Below are 19707 nucleotides of genomic sequence, written 5' to 3' on the forward strand. Positions count from 1 at the left end.
CATGGACTTCACGCCCGGGCAGCTGATGGACAACGAGTCCGCCGGCCTCGCTGCGGAGCTGATCCCCGACGGCCTGGTCGCCGCTGACGGTGACGGCAAGATCCTGTTCCTCAACCGTCGCGCCACGCGCATCCTCGGACGATCCCGCGAGGAGCTCATCGGCGCTGACATCCGCGAGGCGGTCGACCTGCAGGACAGTGACGGCACGTCCTGGTGGGTTGTCACCAACCCGTGGGGCGGGCTGCGGATCCGCACCGGCCACCGCGAGAAGCTGCTCATGCTGCGCAACAACGGCCGTGAGGTGCTGGTGACCGCGAAGTACCTCCGGCCGGGACGCAACCAGCCAGTGAACCGTGTCAACATCCTGATGCGTGACGCGGCGTACCGCCGCCGCGCCGAGGCCGAGAACGCCGCCGTCATCTCGACCGTTGCCCACGAGCTGCGGTCCCCGCTGACCTCGGTGAAGGGCTTCTCCTCGACCCTGCTCCGTCGGTGGGACCGGTTCACCGACGACCAGAAGCGGCTGATGATCGAGACCATCGAGGCGGATGCCGACCGCGTCACCCGGCTGATCACCGAGCTCCTCGACGTGTCGCGCATCGACTCCGGACGGCTGCAGATCCGACCGCTGCCTATCGACGTCTCCGCGGTGTTCCACCGGCACATCGAGCGCGCAGTGGCCAGCGGCCATGAGCGTGACCGGTTCTCCGTCGAGGTGGCCGACGAGCTGCCCGAGGTGTGGGCCGACCCGGACCGGCTCGACCAGATCCTGTCCAACCTCATCGAGAACGCGTTCCGGCACGGCGAAGGAGTCGTCACGCTGTCGGCCCAGCACTCGGACGACGGTGCCCAGCGGGTGCTGGAGTCCAAGGGGCACAACGCGATCGGCGTCGACCTGCTCATCGCCGACCAGGGCAAGGGGATCGCGGCCGACCACCGCAACCTCGTCTTCAGCCGGTTCTGGCACGGGTCCGGCCGGGGGAGCACCGGCCTGGGCCTGTACGTCGTCAAGGGGCTCGTCGAGGCTCACGGCGGGCGGGTGCAGGTCGAGGACGCGACCGGTGGGGGTGCCCAGTTCCGGATCAGCCTGCCCTCCGAAGCACCCGACTACCTCGCCTGACCTTCTCCACCATCTGGGTCAGGGTCACCGGCCCGGCTGCCGATACCGGGTTGCGCCGATCCCACGCTGCGGGTCAGGCTGGACCCGTGAGTAACCTCGTGCAGCGATTTACCGGGCCTTCGGGCGCGGTCACGCCGCTGCACTGAGGGCCACCGACGGCGCCGTCCGGGCGCGTCGCCACGCCGGCCGACCGGCATACCTCCTCGGGTGCAGCCCGCCGCCCCGAAGGCCGAACCCAGCCCCGGGGACGCACCTCTGCGCCCCTAGACTTGCGCGCGCCGCCTCCGGTGCGCCGTGCCGACGAGCCGACGAGCAGAGTGGAAGACATGTCAGGACCCAACAAGCAGTACGACCCGGTCGAGGTCGCCGCCCTCGACCCCGCCGTGGTGGAGCAGGCCGTCAACGACGCCCGCGAGGCGATCGCCGCCGCGGCTGACCTTGACGAGCTGAAGGCCGCGCGGCTGGCCCACCAGGGCGAGAAGAGTGCGCTGGCCCTGGCCAACCGTGAGATCGGCGCGCTGCCGCCCAGCGCCAAGGCCGAGGCCGGCAAGCGGGTCGGTCACGCCCGCGGGCAGGTGTCGCAGGCCCTCGCCGCACGGCAGGCCGAGCTCGAGGCCGAGCGTGACGAACGCATCCTCGTCGACGAGACGGTGGACGTCACGGTGCGTGTCCCGCGGCGACCCATGGGCGCCCGGCACCCGATCAGCCTCGTGTCCGAGCGGGTCGAGGACATCTTCGTCTCGATGGGCTGGGAGATCGCCGAGGGGCCCGAGGTCGAGTCCGAGTGGCTCACCTTCGACGCGCTCAACATCCCGGCCGATCACCCCGCCCGTCAGGAGCAGGACACCTTCTTCGTCGAGCCGGCCGGCTCCGGGCTGGTTCTGCGCACCCACACCTCGCCGGTCCAGGTCCGCACCATGCTCGACCGCCAGCCGCCCATCTACATCCTGTGCCCCGGCAAGGTGTTCCGCACCGACGACCTCGACGCGACCCACTCCCCGGTGTTCCACCAGTTCGAGGGACTGGTCGTCGACGAGGGCATCACGATGGCCCACCTCAAGGGCACCCTCGACGCGTTCGTCCAGCGGATGTTCGGTGAGGGCATCGTGACCCGGCTGCGGCCCAACTACTTCCCGTTCACCGAGCCGAGTGCCGAGATCGACTGCCGTTGCTGGATCTGCGGCGGCTCCGGCTCGCTGGACGGCGAGAAGTGCCGCACCTGCGGCGGCACCGGCTGGATCGAGCTCGGCGGGTCGGGGATGGTCAACCAGCGGGTGCTGCGTGCGGCCGGGGTCGACACCGACCGCTACACCGGGTTCGCGTTCGGGCTCGGCATCGAGCGCTCGCTCATGCTGCGCCACAACGTCGCTGACATGCGCGACATCGTCGAGGGAGACGTTCGCTTCTCCCAGCAGTTCGGAATGGAGATCTGATGCAGGCGCCCGTGTCCTGGCTGCGCGAGCTCGCCGACGTCCCCGCGGACGCCACCGGCGAGGACATCGCTGCTGCGCTGGTGCGCGTCGGCCTCGAGGAGGAAGGGCTGCACGGCGGCGACATCTCGGGTCCGCTCGTCGTCGGCCGCGTCCTCTCGGTCGAGCCCGAGCCGCAGAAGAACGGCAAGACGATCAACTGGTGCACCGTCGACGTGGGCGAGCACGGCCAGCGAGTCACCGAGGGCAAGGCCCAGGAGATCGTCTGCGGAGCCCACAACTTCAAGGCCGGGGACCTCGTCGTCTGCGTCCTGCCCGGTGGTGTGCTGCCCGGCGGGTTCGAGATCTCGGCACGCAAGACCTACGGCCACGTCTCCAACGGGATGATCTGCAGCCAGGCCGAGCTCGGCCTCGGCGACGACCACTCCGGCATCATCGTGCTGGCCGAGCTGCTCGGTGAGGAGGCTGCGGCTGCCCTCACCCCCGGGGACGACGCCATCGCCCTGCTCGGCCTAGCCGACGAGGTGATCGAGGTCAACGTCACCCCCGACCGTGGCTACTGCTTCTCGATGCGCGGCATCGCGCGTGAGTACGCGCTGTCCACCGGGGTCGGCTTCCGTGACCCGGCCGACCTCGCGACCCCGGAGCCCAACGACACCGGCTATGCCGTGCAGCTCACCGACACCTCGCCGCTCGAGGGGGTGGCCGGTTGCGACCGCTATGTCGCCCGTGTCGTGCGCGGCGTCGACGTGACGGCGTCCAGCCCCGGCTGGATGCAGAAACGGCTCACCCAGGTCGGGATGCGGCCGATCTCGCTGGCCGTCGACGTCACCAACTACGTGATGATGCTGCTCGGCCAGCCGCTGCACGCCTTCGACCTGGACACCCTGTCGGGTTCCGTCGGCACCCGACGTGCTCGCCCGGGGGAGAAGCTCACCACCCTCGACGATGTCGTGCGCCCGCTCGACCCCGAGGACCTGCTCATCGTCGACGGCGCCGACACCCCGCTCGCGATCGCCGGCGTGATGGGTGGGGCCACGTCGGAGGTCTCCGGCACGACGACCAACGTCCTCATCGAGGCCGCCCACTTCGACCCGATCACGGTGGCCCGGTCCTCGCGCCGCCACCGGCTGACCACCGAGGCGTCCAAGCGGTTCGAGCGCGGCGTCGACCACGCCGTGGCCGCTGCGGCCGCCCAGCTGGCCGTCGACCTGCTGGTCGAGCACGGCGGCGGGACGGCGGACCCCGGCGTCAGCGACGTCGACCACCGCGTGCCGGCAGAGGCGTTCGACTTCGACACCAGGTTGCCGACCCGCTACGTCGGGCTCGAGTACCCCCGCGACGAGGTGCTGGGCACGCTGCGCGCCATCGGTTGCGACGTGGCCGAGGCCGGCGCCGCGGAGGGCCGTGCCGACCACGTCAGCGTCCTGCCGCCGTCCTGGCGACCCGACCTCACCAACGGACCCGAGCTGGTCGAGGAGGTCGCGCGGGTGCGCGGCTACGACCAGATCCCCTCGGTCCTGCCGCAGCCCAAGGCAGCCGGGCGCGGGCTCACCCACGGCCAGCGAGTCCGCCGCGTCATCGCCACGACGTTGGCCCACCAGGGCCTGGTCGAGGTGCTGAGCTACCCGTTCGTCGCCCCGTCGGTGTTCGACCGGCTCGGCCTCGGGGCCGACGACGAGCGCAGGCACGTCGTCACCCTGGTCAACCCGCTGTCCGACGAGGCGCCGGTCATGCGGACGTCGGTCCTCGACACCTTGCTTGACACCTTGCGTCGCAACGTCGCTCGCGGTTCACGCGACGTGGCCGTCTACGAGATCGGTCTCGTCACGCGCGCCGCGCAGGACCCCACCAGCGCCCCAGTTCCCGGCATCGAGCAGCGCCCCGACGACGCCACCCTGGCCGCGATCCTCGGTGCGGTTCCACGGCAGCCCCGCCACGCGGCCTACGCCGCTGCTGGTGAGGTGGAACACGGTGGCCCGTGGGGACCCGGTCGCAAGGCCGACACCTCCGACGCCGTGGCCTGGGCACTGGCCGTCGGTCGTTCGGTCGGGCTGGGCCTCGTCGTGACCTCGGTCGTCCGTGCCCCGTGGCACCCGGGCCGCTGCGCCCAGCTGGCGCTGACCGACGGCACGGTGGTGGGCCACGCGGGCGAGCTGCACCCCAAGGTGACTACGGCGCTCGACCTCCCGGCGCGCACCGTCGCCGGCGAGCTCGACGTCGACGTGCTCGTGGCGGCCACCGGCGCGCCGTTGGCGGCCAGCACCCTGTCGACCTACCCGCTGGCGCACACCGACGTGGCCCTGGTGGTCGAGGAGTCCGTGCCCGCCGCCGCCGTCGAGGCGGCCCTGCGGGAGGGTGCGGGGGAGAGCCTCGAGTCCCTGACGCTGTTCGACGTCTACCGCGGCGAGCAGGTCGGGGCGGGCCAGAAGTCGCTGGCCTACCGGCTGACCTTCCGCGCCACCGACCGCACCCTGACCACCGACGAGGTCAGTGCCCTGCGCGACCAGGCCGTGGCCGCAGCAGCGGCACGGACCGGGGCGACCCAGCGATGATCGCAGCCCCGGTCGCCGTCGTCACCGGCGCCTCGCGCGGCATCGGCGACCACCTCGCCACCGCCCTCGAACAGGCCGGGTATGCCGTCGAGCGCGGCTCCCGCTCGGTCGCGCCGGTCACCGACCGGGATGCGGTCGAGCAGTGGGTGGGCGACGTCGTCGCGCGGCACGGGCGGATCGACCTGCTGGTCAACAACGCCGGGGTGATCGACACCGAGGTGCCCCTGCTCGAGAGCGACCCCGACGAGTGGTGGCAGACCGTCGAGGTGAACCTGCGTGGCCCCTACCTCCTGACCCGGACCGTCCTCCCGCACATGGTGGCGGCAGGAGCGGGACGGATCGTCAACATCAACTCCGGCGCGGCCTACCGCAACTACGACATCGCAACGGCCTACAACATCAGCAAGGGCGCGCTCGCACGGCTCACGGCAGCGACGGGGCTGAACGCCGTCCACGGTGTGCGCGCGTTCGACCTGGCACCGGGCGTGGTCCGCACCGACATGACTAAGGCGATGGAGGCCCATCGCGACCGGACCGAGTGGACCGAGCCCACCGTGGTGGCCGAGCTCCTGCTCGCCATCGCCCGTGGTGAGCTGGACGACTGGAACGGCCGCCTGGTCCGCGCCGGCCTCGACACCCCGGAGTCACTGAAGGCCCGCGCTGCGCAGGGGCTCAGCGAGTCGGACCGCACGCTCGGACTCCTCCCGTGGGGCGACGACGACCCCCTGGTCTGAGCCATCTGCATAAACTCCCATCGGCATGTATAGTCATGCAGGTGATGAGAGCAGCAGTGGCGGGTGCGAGCGGCTACGCCGGAGGAGAGATCCTCCGGCTCCTGCTCGGCCACCCCGAGGTCGAGATCGGTGCGTTGACGGCCGGTTCCAGCGCCGGGACGCCCCTGGGCGCCCTCCACCCGCACCTGACTCCGTTGGCCGACCGCGTCATCGAGGAGACCGCGGTCGAGGTGCTGGCCGGCCACGACGTGGTCTTCCTCGCCCTGCCGCACGGTCACTCCGCGGCGCTCGCGGCCCAGCTGCCCGAGTCGGTCGCGGTGATCGACTGCGGTGCGGACTTCCGGCTGCGCGACGAGCAGGGCTGGACGACGTTCTACGACACGCCCTACGCCGGCTCGTGGGCCTACGGCCTGCCCGAGCTCCCGGTGGGTGGTGGTGGTCGGCAGCGCGAGGCGCTCGCGGGGACCAGCCACATCGCCGTGCCCGGGTGCTACCCGACCGCCGTCTCCCTCGCCCTCGCGCCCGGGTATGCCGCCGGCCTGCTGTCGGGGGAGGACGTCGTCGTCGTGGCCGCCTCCGGCACCTCGGGCGCGGGCAAGTCGCTCAAGGCGCACCTGCTCGGAGCAGAGGTGATGGGGGCGATGTCCCCGTATGGAGTCGGCGGCGGGCACCGGCACACCCCTGAGATCGAGCAGAACCTCAGCACCGCGTCGGGGCCCGGAGCCGCCGGTGTCCGGGTCTCCTTCACACCCACCCTCGCGCCGATGCCGCGGGGGATCCTCGCCACCTGCACCGCGCGGCTGCTCGACGCGGCGAGCGGCACGGATGCAGCCGGCATACGGGACGCCTGGGCGATGGCCTATGCCGACGAGCCGTTCGTCCACCTGCTGCCCGAAGGGCAGTGGCCGTCCACCGCGAGCGTCCTCGGGAGCAACTGTGTGCACGTCCAGGTCACGCTCGACGAGCGGGTCGGGCGGGTGGTCGCCGTCGCGGCCATCGACAACCTCACCAAGGGAACGGCAGGTGCCGCTGTGCAGTGCATGAACCTCGCGCTCGGACTCCCCGAGACGACCGGTCTGCCGATGGCGGGGGTGGCGCCGTGAGCCTTCCGCTGCACCTCATGAGGCACGCGGAGCCGGTGGCGTTCGTCCGGCTCCCGGGCGGCGAGGACCCGACCTGGGACTGGCGCACCGGGCCGCTGTCCTCGATCACCTACACCGACAGCGAGACCTCGGTGGTCTGCGCGATGGCGTCGGTGCCCAAGGGCGCCCGGGTCCAGGGACCGCTGATCGCCTTCGAGATCGCCGGACCCCTCGACTTCTCGACGGTCGGCGTCCTCTCCGGCCTGCTCGAGCCGCTGGCCAAGCAGGGCATCAGCATCCTGGCGCTGTCCACCTACGACACCGACTGGATCCTCATCGGGGCCGAGCACGCCGACGAGGCGATGGCCACCTGGAAGCGCGACGGCAACACCGCCGCACCGGCCAGGCTCTCGGGCGGCCCGTCATGAGCGTGACTGCCGCCCAGGGGTTCCGGGCAGCGGGTGTGGCCGCAGGCCTCAAGACCAGCGGCGCCACCGACCTCGCCCTCGTCGTCAACGACGGCCCCGACCACCACGGCGCGGCGGTGTTCACCAGCAACCGCGTCGAGGCCGCGCCCGTCACCTGGTCGCGTCAGGTCGCGAGCGACGGCAGGGTCGACGCGGTGGTCCTCAACTCCGGTGGCGCCAACGCGTGCACCGGCGCCCAGGGATTCGCCGACACCCACGCCACGGCGGAGAAGGTCGCCGACGTCCTCGGCGTCTCCGCCGGTGACGTCGTCGTCTGCTCCACCGGGCTGATCGGGGAGCTGCTGCCCATGCCGTTCCTGCTCGAGGGGGTCGAGCGCGCCGCGGGCGCGTTGACGCCGGAGGGTGGTGTGGATGCGGCGACCGCGATCAAGACCACCGACACCGTGCACAAGGTCGCCGTCGCGCAGCGCGACGGCTGGACCGTCGGCGGCATGGCCAAGGGAGCGGGCATGCTGGCTCCCGCCCTCGCCACCATGCTCGTCGTCGTCACCACCGACGCGGTCGTCGCGGCCGGTGAGCTCGACGGAGTGCTGCGCGCCGCGACGGCCCTGACCTTCGACCGGATCGACTCCGACGGCTGCCAGTCCACCAACGACACGGTGCTCCTGCTCGCCTCGGGCGCTTCCGGCGTCGCGGTCGACGCCGACGAGCTCACCACCGCCGTCACCGAGGTCTGCGCGAGCCTGGCCCGCCAGCTCATCGCCGACGCCGAGGGCGCCCACCACGACATCGCCATCGAGGTGCGCACCGCGGCCTCCGAGGCCGACGCGCTCGAGGTCGCCCGGTCGGTCGCCCGCAACAACCTGTTCAAGTGCGCGGTCTTCGGCAACGACCCCAACTGGGGCCGGGTCCTCGCCGCCGTCGGGACGACCAAGGCTGCCTTCGCCCCGCACCAGCTCGACGTGTCGATCAACGAGGTGCAGGTGTGCCGCGCTGGCGGCGTGGGTGAGGACCGCGGCCTCGTGGACCTCACCGCGCGCGAGGTGCACGTCCTCGTCGACCTGCACGCCGGGGACCAGGCCGTCACGGTCTGGACCAACGACCTCACCCACGACTACGTCCACGAGAACTCGGCCTACTCCTCATGACCCAATCCACCAGCCGCTCGACGAACACCGTTCGCGGTCACATCGGCGCCGCCGCGCTGCGCGTCGCCCAGGGCAAGGCCCAGACCCTCGTCGAGGCCCTGCCGTGGCTGGAGCAGTTCCGCGGCGCCCTCGTCGTCGTCAAGTACGGCGGCAACGCGATGGTGGACGACAGCCTCAAGGCCGCCTTCGCCCAGGACGTCGCATTCCTGCGGTATGCCGGCCTGCGCCCCGTCGTCGTCCACGGCGGCGGGCCGCAGATCGCGACCATGCTCGACCGGCTCGGCCTCCAGAGCGAGTTCCGCGGCGGTCTCCGCGTCACCACCCCCGAGGTGATGGACGTGGTGCGGATGGTGCTCACCGGCCAGGTCGGCCGCGAGCTGGTCGGGCTCCTCAATCAGCACGGCCCGGTGGCCGTGGGGCTGTCCGGTGAGGACGCCGCGCTGTTCGGCGCCCGTCGACGTGGCACGCACGTCGACGGCGAGGCCGTGGATCTCGGCCTGGTCGGGGACGTGGAGACGGTCAACCCAGGCGCCGTGCAGGACATCCTGGACGCCGGTCGGATCCCGGTCGTGTCAACCGTGGCACCCGACCTCGACGTCGACGGCCAGGTCCTCAACATCAATGCCGACACCGCGGCCGCCGCGCTGGCCGTCGCGCTCAAGGCCCACAAGCTGGTCATGCTCACCGACGTCGAGGGTGTCTACGCCGACTGGCCGGACCGCGACTCGCTGCTCTCGTCGCTGACCGTCGGGGGAGCCCAGGAGATGCTGGCCCGGGTCGACGCGGGCATGATCCCCAAGCTCGAGGCGTGCATCAGGGCAGTCCGGGGCGGCGTCCCGCAGGCGCACGTCATCGACGGACGCCAGCCCCATTCCCTGCTCCTGGAGGTCTTCACCTCCGAGGGCATCGGCACGATGATCGTCCCGGACGAGGAGTCCTGATGGGTGCGCGCAACGACGAGCTGCTGGCCCGCTACCAGCGCTCGGTCATGGGTGTCTTCGGGCTCCCTCCGCTGGTGCTGTCGCACGGCAGTGGGTGCCACGTGTGGGACGTCGACGGGAACCGCTACCTCGACCTGGTCGGGGGTATTGCCGTCAACGCGCTCGGTCACGGCCACCCCGCCCTCGTCGCGGCGATCAGCAAGCAGGCCGGTGAGGCGATCCACGTCTCCAACCTGTTCACCTCCGAGGGCCAGATCACCCTGGCCGAGCGGCTGGTCGAGCTGGCCGGAGCCCCTGAAGGGTCAGCCGTCTTCTTCGCCAACTCCGGTGCCGAGGCGATCGAGGCCGCCATCAAGCTGAGCCGGCGCACCGGCCGGTCCGGCATCGTCGCGGCAGAGGGCGCCTTCCACGGGCGCACCACCGGCGCGCTCGCGCTGACCCACAAGCCGGCCTACCGCGAGCCCTTCGAACCCCTCATCGCCGGTGTCAGCCACGTCCCCTACGGCGACGAAGCCGCTCTGCGTGCCGCCGTGACGTCCGAGACCGCCGCAGTGGTCCTCGAACCCGTCCAGGGTGAGGCGGGCGTGCTGAGCCCCGGCCCGGCATACCTCCAGCTGGCGCGAGAGCTGACGCGACAGCACGGAACCCTGCTCATCCTGGACGAGATCCAGACCGGCATCGGCCGCACAGGCACCTGGTTCGCTTTCCAGCAGGCCGGGATCGTTCCCGATGCCATCACCGTGGCCAAGGGTCTCGGGGGAGGGGTGCCGATCGGCGCGCTGGTCGCCTTCGGGCCCGACGTCGCCGGGATGCTCACGGCCGGGCAGCACGGCTCGACCTTCGGCGGCAACCCGCTGGCGGCGGCTGCAGCGCTGGCGGTGCTCGAGACCATCGAGGACCAAGGACTCCTGGCGCACGCCGGCACTGCAGGGCAGCACCTCGTGGATTCCGTTCTGGCGCTTGACCACCCACTCATCACCGAGGTACGCGGCGCCGGGCTGCTGCGCGCGATCGTGCTGTCCCAGCCGGTGGCCGCACAGGTCGCGGCCCTGGCGCGCGACGCTGGCTTCATCGTCAATCCTGTTGCGCCGCATGCCATCCGACTCGCGCCACCCCTCGTCATCAGCACCGACGAGCTGGACTCCTTCATCCAAGCCCTGCCCGCCCTGCTCGACGCAGCCAGCGACCCCGAGGACCTCCCATGATCTTTCGCCACTTCCTGCGCGACGACGACCTGACCGCCGAGGAGCAGGCGCTCGTCCTCCAGCGAGCCCGCGAGCTCAAGGCGGCGCCCTTCTCGCGGCGCCCGCTGGACGGACCGCAGACCGTGGCTGTCGTCTTCGACAAGCCGACCCTGCGCACCCAGGTGTCCTTCGCAGGCGCGATCACGGGGCTCGGCGGCTACCCGCTGGTCGTCGACGGCAACCTCGCCCAGATCGGGACCCGGGAGTCGGTCGCCGACACGGCCCGCGTCCTCGGGCCGCAGTCCGCCGCGATCGTCTGGCGGACCTACGGACAGGACCGCATCGAGGAGATGGCCGCCCATGCCGGCGTCCCCGTCGTCAACGCGCTCACCGACGACTTCCACCCGTGCCAGATCCTCGCCGACCTGCTCACGATCACCGAGCACAAGGGTGCACCCGCTGGGCTCACCGTCAGCTATGTCGGGGACGGCGCCAACAACATGGCGCACTCCTACCTCCTGGGCTGCGCCCTCGCCGGCATGCACATCCGCATCGGCACGCCGGCGAGCCACCAGCCGCGTGCCGACATCCTGGCGCGTGCCATTGAGATCGCCGACGACCAGGGCGGCTCGGTGCTCATGACGGAGGACCCCGCCGCAGCAGTCGAAGGCGCCGACGTCGTCATCACCGACACCTGGGTGTCGATGGGGATGGAAGCCGAGAAGGGCGAGCGGCAGGGAGCGGCGAGCCCGTTCGCGCCGTTCGCGGTGACCCAGGACCTCATGGCCCGGGCGGACGACGGTGCGATCTTCCTGCACTGCCTCCCGGCCTACCGCGGCCTCGAGGTCGAGGCGGCCGTCATCGACGGACCGCAGTCGGTCGTCTGGGACGAGGCCGAGAACCGGCTGCACGCGCAGAAGGCGCTGCTGTCCTTCCTCCTCGAAGGCGCCGAGGGGGACTGACCGATGAGCATCGCCGCCACCAGGACCGGTCGTCAGCAGCGCATCGTCGCGATCCTCGGCCGCACCGACGTGCGCTCCCAGCACGAGCTGCTCGACCTGCTCGCCGACGACGGCATCGAGGTCACCCAGGCGACCCTGTCGCGGGACCTGCTCGACATCGGCGCCGTCAAGGTCCGCTCCGGACGCACCCTCGTGTATGCCGTGCCCGGAGAAGGCGGGGACCGCACCGCCCGTCCGGCGCCGGACGGTTCGCAGCTGACCGCCCGCCTGCGCCGGGTGTGCGAGGAGCTGCTCGTGACGGCCGAGCCGTCGCACAACCTGGTCGTGCTGCGCACCCCTCCCGGAGCCGCGAACTACCTCGCCTCGGCCATCGACCACACCACCCTCCCGGGGGTGCTGGGCACCATCGCCGGCGACGACACCATCATGGTCATCACCACCGGGACGGCCACCAGCCGCAGGGTCGCCACCGACCTGCTCGGCCAGGCCACACCGCAGACGGAGGAGGAGAACGCGTGAGCGACGAGAAGGTCAGCCTCTGGGGCGGACGCTTCGCGGGAGGGCCAGCCGACGCGCTGGCCGCCCTGAGCAAGTCGACCCACTTCGACTGGCGCCTCGCGCAGTACGACATCGCCGGGTCGCGTGCGCACTCCAGGGTGCTGCACGGCGCCGGCCTGCTCGACGACGCCGGGCTGCAGGCGATGCTCGCGGGACTGGCCCAGCTGGCCGACGACGTGCGGTCCGGGGCGTTCCTGCCCGCCGAGGACGACGAGGACGTGCACACGGCGCTCGAGCGCGGGCTGATCGCGCGGGCGGGTGCCGACGTGGGTGGGCGGCTGCGGGCCGGCCGGTCGCGCAACGACCAGGTCGCGACGTTGTTCCGGATGTACCTGCGCGACCACGCACGGTCGGTGGCCGCCCTGGTCCTCGACGTCGTCGACGCCCTGGTGGACCAGGCCACCCGAAACGCGGACGTGCCGATGCCGGGGCGAACCCACCTCCAGCACGCCCAGCCAGTGCTCCTGGCCCACCACCTGCTGGCCCATGCCTGGGCGCTGCTGCGCGACGTCCAGCGGCTCCAGGACTGGGACGTGCGCGCCGCAGTGTCTCCCTATGGCTCCGGCGCCCTCGCCGGGTCCTCGCTCGGACTCGACCCCGAAGCGGTCGCCGCGGACCTCGGGTTCACGACGTCGGTCGAGAACTCGATCGACGGCACCGCGTCACGGGACTTCGTGGCGGAGTTCGCCTTCGTCGCGGCGATGACCGCGGTCGACATCTCCCGGCTCGCGGAGGAAGTGGTCATCTGGGCGACCAAGGAGTTCTCCTTCGTCCGGCTCGACGACGCCTACTCGACCGGGTCGAGCATCATGCCGCAGAAGAAGAACCCCGATGTCGCCGAGCTGGCGCGAGGCAAGGCGGGCCGGCTCATCGGCGACCTCACCGGCCTGATGACCACCCTCAAGGCGCTGCCGCTGGCCTACAACCGCGACCTCCAGGAGGACAAGGAGCCGGTGTTCGACGCGGTCGACACGCTCGAGGTCCTCCTGCCGGCGTTCAGCGGCATGGTGGCGACGATGGTCTTCGACACCGACCGACTCGCCTCGCTGGCGCCGCAGGGTTTCTCGCTGGCGACCGACATCGCCGAGTGGCTGGTTCGCCAGGGTGTGCCGTTCCGTGTCGCCCACGAGGTGGCCGGCGCGTGCGTCCGGGTCTGCGAGGACCGGGGGATCGAGCTGTGGGACCTCAGCGACGCCGACCTGGCGGCCATCTCCGAGCACCTGACGCCCGGGGTCCGCACGGTCCTCAGCGTCGAGGGGTCGATGGCCTCCCGCGACGCCAAGGGCGGCACCGCGCCGGCCCGGGTCGCGGAGCAGCGCGACCGCGTCGTCGAGGCCGTCGCGGTGGCTCGCGTCTGGGCGAGCGAGCCCATCGTGGTGCGCTGATGGCATACCCGTGGGCCCGCTTCCGAGAAATCTCGGGAAGCACGCGATAGGTTCGTGAGGCGGGTCACAGTCGTCCCGCATCACCCTTGCGAAGGGACGGTGTCATGGGCGTCAGCGACGACCTCACGATGGCTGCAGGACACGTGGCCGGACTGCGACGGGCGGTGACCGCGCTCTCCAAGGACCTCGGCAACACCATCGACGTCCAGCGGCTGCGCGACGACGTGGTGCGACTGGCGGACGACGTCGACCTCGTGGCCCGTGCGGCCGGAGTGGGGTCACAGGACCGCGCTGGTGGTCCCGGCGAGATCGTCTTCATCACCGACGACGAGTACGACCCCTCCCTGTGGTCCGATGCCGAGGACGAGGGCGTCGGACCCTCCAGGAACCACTGACGTGGCCCACGTCCCCTTCAGCGGAGGCGTCCATGCACCAGGCCGGGCCCGCATCGCAGCCCGCACGCTGCGCGAGGACCGCTGGTGGCTGCAGCCCCTCGTCACGTTCGTCTGCTTCAGTGCGTGGCTGCTCTACGGCCTGGTCCGGGCGAGCCTCCAGAAGGACTACTTCGTCGCCGACTACGGCTACCTCACGCCGTTCGCTTCGCCCTGCCTGTCCACGTCCTGCGTGCCCGGGTCGACGCACTTCGGCACGCCGTTCGGCGAGTGGCCCGCACTCATTCCGTTCGCCGCGCTGACCCTGCCGTTCCTGCTGCTCTTCCGGCTGACCTGCTACTACTACCGCAAGGCCTACTACCGCTCGTTCTGGATGAGCCCGCCAGCCTGTGCGGTTCCCGAGGCGCACGTCAGCTACTCCGGCGAGACCCGTTTCCCGCTCATCGCCCAGAACCTGCACCGCTACTTCTTCTACGCCGCGGTGGTCATCTCGCTGATCAACACCTATGACGTGCTGCACGCGTTCCGGGGCAAGGACGGCGGCTTCGGCCTGGGCCTGGGCACCTTGATCCTGCTGGCCAACGTCGTGCTGCTGTGGTGCTACACCCTCGGCTGCCACTCGTGCCGCAACATCATCGGCGGGCGGCTCAACCACTTCAGCAAGCACCCGCTGCGCTACAAGGCGTGGGGCTGGGTCGGCAAGCTCAACGCCCGCCACATGACCTTCGCCTGGATCACCCTCGGCAGCCTCGTCGTCACCGACGCCTACATCGCGCTGGTCTCATCCGGCACCATCGGCGACTTCCGCTTCATCAACTAAGGAGTGCAGTGACCGACCTCGAACGCCACGAGTACGACGTCATCGTCATCGGAGCCGGCGGTGCCGGGCTGCGGGCGGCGATCGAGGCTCGCGAGCAGGGGCTGCGGACCGCCGTGATCTGCAAGAGCCTGTTCGGCAAGGCGCACACGGTCATGGCCGAGGGTGGCATCGCCGCGTCGATGGGCAACGCCAACGCCAAGGACAACTGGCAGACCCACTTCCGCGACACCATGCGCGGCGGCAAGTTCCTCAACAACCCGCGGATGGCAGAGCTGCACGCCAAGGAAGCCCCCATGCGCGTGTGGGAGCTCGAGACCTACGGTGCGCTGTTCGACCGCACGCCCGACGGCAAGATCAGCCAGCGCAACTTCGGCGGGCACGAGTACCCCCGGCTCGCCCACGTCGGTGACCGCACCGGCCTGGAGCTGATCCGGACCCTCCAGCAGAAGATCGTCAGCCTGCAGCAGGACGACCACCGCGAGACCGGTGACTACGAGAGCCGGCTGAGGGTGTTCGCCGAGCTCACGGTCACCGACATCCTCAAGGGCGACGACGGCGCGGTGTCCGGGGCGTTCGGCTACTGGCGCGAGACCGGCGGCTTCGTGCTGTTCTCCGCACCGGCCGTCATCCTCGCCACCGGGGGCATCGGCAAGTCGTTCAAGGTGACCAGCAACTCGTGGGAGTACACCGGCGACGGCCACGCGCTGGCGCTCCGGGCGGGCGCCAGCCTGATCAACATGGAGTTCATCCAGTTCCACCCCACGGGCATGGTCTGGCCACCGTCTGTGAAAGGCATCCTCGTCACCGAGTCGGTGCGTGGAGACGGGGGAGTGCTGCGCAACTCCGAGGACAAGCGCTTCATGTTCGACTACGTCCCCGACGTCTTCCGCGGCCAGTACGCCGACACCGAGGAGGAGGCGGACCGCTGGTACAAGGACCCCGAGAACAACAAGCGGCCGCCTGAGCTCCTGCCGCGCGACGAGGTCGCCCGCGCCATCAACAGCGAGGTCAAGGAGGGGCGCGGTTCGCCCCATGGCGGTGTCTTCCTCGATGTGTCCACCCGACTGCCTGCCGAGGAGATCACCAGGCGGCTGCCGTCGATGCACCACCAGTTCAAGGAGCTCGCCGACGTCGACATCACGGCCGAGCCGATGGAGGTCGGCCCCACCTGCCACTACGTCATGGGTGGCGTGGAGGTCGACGCCGACACCGCGGCGACCAGCGTGCCCGGGCTCTACGCAGCGGGCGAGGTGGCCGGCGGCATGCACGGTTCGAACCGGCTCGGCGGCAACAGCCTCTCCGACTTGCTCGTCTTCGGGCGTCGGGCAGGAGTGGGTGCGGCCGAATACATTGCTGCGCTTGGGGATTCACGTCCCGCGATCCGCGACGTCGACATCGACCGCTCCACCGAGACGGCCCTGGCGCCGTTCCGCGACGCGTCCGAGAACCCCTACACGCTCCACAGCGAGCTCCAGCAGAAGATGAACGACCTCGTCGGGATCATCCGTCGCGAGGAGGAGGTGCGCGAGGCCCTCGAGATGCTCGATGGGCTCGACGAACGCGCCGAATCCGTTGGGGTGGAAGGCAATCGACCGTTCAACCCCGGTTGGCACCTTGCGCTCGACCTGCGCAACATGCTCGCCGTGTGCCGGTGCGTGGCCCTCGCGGCGCTGGAGCGTACCGAGTCCCGTGGCGGCCACACCCGCGAGGACTTCCCGGGCATGGACCCGCAGTGGCGCGGGGTCAACCTGATCTGCACCCTCGACGACACCGGCACCGTCCAGCTGAAGCGCCAGCCGGTCCCGGAGATCCGCCAGGACCTGCTCGAGCTCTTCGAGCGCACCGAGCTGTCCAAGTACCTCACCGAACCCGAGCTGTCCCGCCTCGACGCGGGCAGTGCAGAGAGCGCGCAGGGGAGCGAACAGTCATGAGCTACGACGCCAAGTTCAAGGTGTGGCGGGGCGATGCCGACGGCGGCACCCTCGAGGACTACACGGTCGAGGTGAACGAGGGCGAGGTCGTCCTCGACATCATCCACCGGCTCCAGGCCACCCAGACGCCCGACCTCGCGGTCCGGTGGAACTGCAAGGCCGGCAAGTGCGGGTCGTGCAGCGCCGAGATCAACGGCAAGCCGCGGCTGCTCTGCATGACCCGGATGAGCACCTTCACCGAGGAGCAGACCATCACGGTCACGCCGCTGCGCACCTTCCCCGTCATGCGCGACCTGGTCACCGACGTGTCCTTCAACTACCAGAAGGCGCGCGAGGTGCAGGCGTTCTCCCCGCCGGCAGACCTGCAGCCCGGCGAGTACCGCATGCAGCAGGTCGACGTGGAGCGCAGCCAGGAGTTCCGCAAGTGCATCGAGTGCTTCCTGTGCCAGGACGTCTGCCACGTCGTGCGCGACCACGAGGACAACAAGCCTGCCTTCGCGGGACCGCGCTTCCTCATGCGGGTCGCCGAGCTCGACATGCACCCGCTCGACACCGCGGACCGACGTCCCGCGGCACGCGAGGAGCACGGCCTGGGGATGTGCAACATCACCAAGTGCTGCACCGAGGTCTGCCCCGAGCACATCAAGATCACCGACAACGCGCTCATCCCGCTGAAGGAACGTGTCGTCGACCGTCACTACGATCCCGTCGTGTGGCTGGGCAACAAGATCCGTCGACGCGGCGCCTGACCAGGGCGCTCTTCAGCGGCGACGTCCTCGACGTGGCCCCGGCGCTGCTGGGGGCGACGATCACCCATGCAGGGGTGACGGTGCGGCTCACCGAGGTCGAGGCGTATGCCGGCACGAGCGACCCCGGGTCGCACGCCTTCCGTGGCCCCACCCCGCGCACCGAGGTGATGTTCGGTCCGGCCGGGCACCTCTACGTCTACTTCACCTACGGCATGCACTGGTGCGCCAACATCGTCTGCGGCCCGACCGGTGCCGCCAGCGCGATCCTGCTGCGGGCCGGGGAGGTGGTGGGCGGCGATGACATCGCTGCGGCCCGTCGCCCGGGGATTGCCCGCCGCGACTGGGCGCGCGGCCCGGCCCGCCTGGCGACGACGCTCGCCCTGCGCGGTGAGCAGTCCGGTCTCGACGCCTGTATGCCGGGTGGCGAGGTCACCTTCGCCCGTCCAGCCCGCCGGGTGGCCGAGCCCGTCATCCGGTCCGGCCCCCGTGTCGGGGTGTCGGGAGCAGGTGGTGACGCCGCCGCATACCCGTGGCGGTTCTGGCTCGAGGACGAGCCCACGGTGTCGGTGTACCGACCGGCAAAACCCCGTGCACGCAGGAACACCGCATAGGGCAGGCTGTGCTCGTGCCGCGCGCGCGGCACGTCGTGCGACGTGAAGGAGCAACCGACCGTGAGCAGCAACATCCTCGACGAGCTGCAGTGGCGAGGACTGGTGGCCCAGACCACCGACGAGTCCGCGCTGCGCCAGGCACTCGCCGACGGGCCGATCACGGCGTACTGCGGGTTCGACCCGACTGCCCCGTCATTGCACTTCGGCAACCTCGTGCAGCTGGTCGTCATGCGTCACCTGCAGCGAGCGGGTCACCGCGTCATCTGTCTCGTCGGCGGCTCGACCGGGCTGATCGGTGACCCACGACCGTCGTCGGAGCGGGTCCTCAAGACCAAGGAGCAGACGGCCGAGTGGGTGGCCAACATCCGCCGCCAGGTGGAGCCTTTCCTCGACTCCGGTGGGGACAACCCAGCGGTGTTCGTCAACAACCTCGACTGGACCGCGCCGCTGTCCGCCCTGGACTTCCTGCGCGACATCGGCAAGCACTTCCGGGTGAACCAGATGGTCAAGAAGGACGCGGTCGCCGCGCGTCTGAACAGTGACGAGGGGATCTCGTACACCGAGTTCAGCTACCAGATCCTCCAGGGGCTGGACTACCTCCAGCTCTACCGCGACTACGGCTGCACGCTGCAGACCGGTGGGCAGGACCAGTGGGGCAACCTCACCGCTGGGTCGGACCTGATCCACCGGGTGGAGGGGAAGTCGGTCCACCTGCTCACGACCCCGCTGCTGACGGACGCGGCCGGCACCAAGTTCGGCAAGAGCGAGGGCAACGCGATCTGGCTCTCGCCCGACATGACCAGTCCGTACGCCTTCTACCAGTACTGGATCAACACCGAGGACGCCTCGGTGGTCAAGCTGCTCAAGGTCTTCACCGACCGCACCCCTGAGCAGATCGGGGAGCTCGAGCAGTCCCTGGCCGAGAAGCCGTTCCTCCGGGAGGCGCAGAAGGCGCTGGCCGCCGATGTCACCACACTGGTCCACGGCGCTGAGGCGACCGCGGCCGTGCAGGCGGCGTCCGAGGCGCTGTTCGGCAAGGGCGATGTCTCGGCGCTGGACGAGCGGACGCTCGCCGACGCCACCGGTGAGCTGCCCGGGGGAGAGGTGGCGGTGGGGATGTCGGTGACCGACGCGCTCGTGGCCGTCGGCCTGGTCGACTCACGCAATGCCGCCCGTCGGGCGATCGGGGACGGCGGGGCGTCCCTCAACAACGTCAAGCTGACCGACCCCGAGCACCAGCTGGAGGCCGCCGACTTCCTGCATGGTCGGGTCGCCTTGCTGCGCCGCGGGCGCAAGTCACTGGCCGCGGGGCGCCTCGCGCAGTGACGTCTCGGCGCCTCGGGCGCTGTGGTCCGCAGGCCGCTGACCAGCGGATTTGTGTTTTGCAGCAGGCCCCGTCTAATGTTCTCGACGTCAGCCCGACAGGGAGGAACGGACACCACCGCGGAGAACGAAAGTTCGCGCGAAGTAGGCCGGTCCCGGGGCAGACCCCACCGAACAGCAACTGGGAAACCAGGACGTTTCGGAGCGCCCGCAAGGGTGGTCAGGAGCGGGCCGAGAGGCTGCTACAGTGGGCGCCCCACCGAAAAGCAACCGGTACGCCGGTGTGCCTCTGATAGCCCAACAGGGCGGTTCGGAAGCAGGTCGAGAGACTGCTACAGTGGGACACCTCGCGGA

The 19707-nt window shown here is 70.6% G+C and carries 18 protein-coding genes; all 18 read left to right on the forward strand.

Annotated features, from left to right (window positions below; translation table 11 throughout):
* Position 1 precedes the first annotated feature (1 nt).
* The 18 genes from EAH86_RS04350 (at position 2) to tyrS (ending at position 19356) form a co-directional block, all read left to right on the forward strand.
* Positions 2–1120, forward strand: a complete 1119-nt coding sequence (locus EAH86_RS04350; RefSeq protein WP_241668175.1) for an ATP-binding protein — start codon at positions 2–4, stop codon at positions 1118–1120.
* A 326-nt stretch (positions 1121–1446) separates the two neighbouring features.
* The gene (gene pheS, locus EAH86_RS04355; protein ID WP_140737335.1) at positions 1447–2553 is read left to right on the forward strand and encodes a phenylalanine--tRNA ligase subunit alpha; all 1107 of its coding nucleotides are present in this window, start codon (positions 1447–1449) and stop codon (positions 2551–2553) included.
* Complete coding sequence (pheT, locus tag EAH86_RS04360) at positions 2553–5105, forward strand: phenylalanine--tRNA ligase subunit beta (protein WP_140737336.1); 2553 nt, start codon at positions 2553–2555, stop codon at positions 5103–5105. The genes pheS and pheT overlap by 1 nt, the downstream gene beginning before the upstream one ends.
* Entirely contained in the window at positions 5102–5839 is a 738-nt protein-coding gene (locus tag EAH86_RS04365; RefSeq protein WP_170212764.1) for an SDR family NAD(P)-dependent oxidoreductase, read from the forward strand. The genes pheT and EAH86_RS04365 overlap by 4 nt, the downstream gene beginning before the upstream one ends.
* 44 nt (positions 5840–5883) lie before the next feature.
* Positions 5884–6942: an N-acetyl-gamma-glutamyl-phosphate reductase gene (gene argC, locus EAH86_RS04370; RefSeq protein ID WP_425325212.1), complete on the forward strand. Its 1059-nt coding sequence runs from the start codon at positions 5884–5886 to the stop codon at positions 6940–6942.
* The gene (locus tag EAH86_RS04375) at positions 6939–7349 is read left to right on the forward strand and encodes an ACT domain-containing protein (RefSeq protein ID WP_206665713.1); all 411 of its coding nucleotides are present in this window, start codon (positions 6939–6941) and stop codon (positions 7347–7349) included. The genes argC and EAH86_RS04375 overlap by 4 nt, the downstream gene beginning before the upstream one ends.
* Positions 7346–8497 (forward strand): bifunctional glutamate N-acetyltransferase/amino-acid acetyltransferase ArgJ, encoded by a 1152-nt coding sequence (gene argJ, locus EAH86_RS04380; RefSeq protein ID WP_140737338.1) that lies wholly within the window; start codon positions 7346–7348, stop codon positions 8495–8497. The genes EAH86_RS04375 and argJ overlap by 4 nt, the downstream gene beginning before the upstream one ends.
* Positions 8494–9438, forward strand: coding sequence for an acetylglutamate kinase (argB, locus tag EAH86_RS04385; RefSeq protein ID WP_140737339.1), 945 nt, complete (start codon positions 8494–8496; stop codon positions 9436–9438). Before argJ ends, argB begins: the two co-directional genes overlap by 4 nt.
* Positions 9438–10643 carry an acetylornithine transaminase gene (locus EAH86_RS04390; RefSeq protein WP_140737340.1) on the forward strand — a complete coding sequence of 402 codons (1206 nt, stop codon included), beginning with the start codon at positions 9438–9440 and terminating at the stop codon, positions 10641–10643. The genes argB and EAH86_RS04390 overlap by 1 nt, the downstream gene beginning before the upstream one ends.
* Complete coding sequence (gene argF, locus EAH86_RS04395; RefSeq protein WP_140737341.1) at positions 10640–11584, forward strand: ornithine carbamoyltransferase; 945 nt, start codon at positions 10640–10642, stop codon at positions 11582–11584. The genes EAH86_RS04390 and argF overlap by 4 nt, the downstream gene beginning before the upstream one ends.
* Before the next feature lie 3 nt (positions 11585–11587).
* A complete protein-coding gene (locus EAH86_RS04400) occupies positions 11588–12103 on the forward strand; it encodes an arginine repressor (protein ID WP_140737342.1) in 516 nt (171 codons plus the stop codon).
* Positions 12100–13527: an argininosuccinate lyase gene (gene argH, locus EAH86_RS04405; RefSeq protein WP_140737343.1), complete on the forward strand. Its 1428-nt coding sequence runs from the start codon at positions 12100–12102 to the stop codon at positions 13525–13527. Before EAH86_RS04400 ends, argH begins: the two co-directional genes overlap by 4 nt.
* Positions 13528–13631: 104 nt before the next feature.
* Positions 13632–13922: a hypothetical protein gene (locus tag EAH86_RS04410; RefSeq protein ID WP_140737344.1), complete on the forward strand. Its 291-nt coding sequence runs from the start codon at positions 13632–13634 to the stop codon at positions 13920–13922.
* A 1-nt stretch (position 13923) separates the two neighbouring features.
* On the forward strand, positions 13924–14739 hold the full coding sequence (locus EAH86_RS04415) for a hypothetical protein (protein WP_140737345.1): 816 nt from the start codon (positions 13924–13926) through the stop codon (positions 14737–14739).
* Positions 14740–14747: 8 nt separating this feature from the next.
* Positions 14748–16670 carry a fumarate reductase/succinate dehydrogenase flavoprotein subunit gene (locus EAH86_RS04420; protein ID WP_140737346.1) on the forward strand — a complete coding sequence of 641 codons (1923 nt, stop codon included), beginning with the start codon at positions 14748–14750 and terminating at the stop codon, positions 16668–16670.
* Entirely contained in the window at positions 16667–17419 is a 753-nt protein-coding gene (locus EAH86_RS04425; protein ID WP_140737347.1) for a succinate dehydrogenase/fumarate reductase iron-sulfur subunit, read from the forward strand. Before EAH86_RS04420 ends, EAH86_RS04425 begins: the two co-directional genes overlap by 4 nt.
* Positions 17383–18030 carry a DNA-3-methyladenine glycosylase gene (locus tag EAH86_RS04430; RefSeq protein WP_140737348.1) on the forward strand — a complete coding sequence of 216 codons (648 nt, stop codon included), beginning with the start codon at positions 17383–17385 and terminating at the stop codon, positions 18028–18030. The genes EAH86_RS04425 and EAH86_RS04430 overlap by 37 nt, the downstream gene beginning before the upstream one ends.
* A gap of 60 nt (positions 18031–18090) precedes the next feature.
* The gene (gene tyrS / locus EAH86_RS04435; protein WP_140737349.1) at positions 18091–19356 is read left to right on the forward strand and encodes a tyrosine--tRNA ligase; all 1266 of its coding nucleotides are present in this window, start codon (positions 18091–18093) and stop codon (positions 19354–19356) included.
* Positions 19357–19707 lie beyond the last annotated feature (351 nt).

The sequence above is a fragment of the Pedococcus bigeumensis genome (assembly GCF_006438965.1).
GTDB lineage: Bacteria > Actinomycetota > Actinomycetes > Actinomycetales > Dermatophilaceae > Pedococcus > Pedococcus bigeumensis_A.

Coding starts and splice junctions, on each gene's coding strand:
- EAH86_RS04425 (WP_140737347.1), top strand. CDS start 16,667: ATGAGCTACGACGCCAAGTTCAAGGTGTGGCGGGGCGATGCCGACGGC.
- argB (WP_140737339.1), top strand. CDS start 8,494: ATGACCCAATCCACCAGCCGCTCGACGAACACCGTTCGCGGTCACATC.
- argC (WP_425325212.1), top strand. CDS start 5,884: ATGAGAGCAGCAGTGGCGGGTGCGAGCGGCTACGCCGGAGGAGAGATC.
- EAH86_RS04390 (WP_140737340.1), top strand. CDS start 9,438: ATGGGTGCGCGCAACGACGAGCTGCTGGCCCGCTACCAGCGCTCGGTC.
- EAH86_RS04400 (WP_140737342.1), top strand. CDS start 11,588: ATGAGCATCGCCGCCACCAGGACCGGTCGTCAGCAGCGCATCGTCGCG.
- pheS (WP_140737335.1), top strand. CDS start 1,447: ATGTCAGGACCCAACAAGCAGTACGACCCGGTCGAGGTCGCCGCCCTC.
- argF (WP_140737341.1), top strand. CDS start 10,640: ATGATCTTTCGCCACTTCCTGCGCGACGACGACCTGACCGCCGAGGAG.
- EAH86_RS04350 (WP_241668175.1), top strand. CDS start 2: ATGGACTTCACGCCCGGGCAGCTGATGGACAACGAGTCCGCCGGCCTC.
- EAH86_RS04365 (WP_170212764.1), top strand. CDS start 5,102: ATGATCGCAGCCCCGGTCGCCGTCGTCACCGGCGCCTCGCGCGGCATC.
- argJ (WP_140737338.1), top strand. CDS start 7,346: ATGAGCGTGACTGCCGCCCAGGGGTTCCGGGCAGCGGGTGTGGCCGCA.
- EAH86_RS04410 (WP_140737344.1), top strand. CDS start 13,632: ATGGGCGTCAGCGACGACCTCACGATGGCTGCAGGACACGTGGCCGGA.
- pheT (WP_140737336.1), top strand. CDS start 2,553: ATGCAGGCGCCCGTGTCCTGGCTGCGCGAGCTCGCCGACGTCCCCGCG.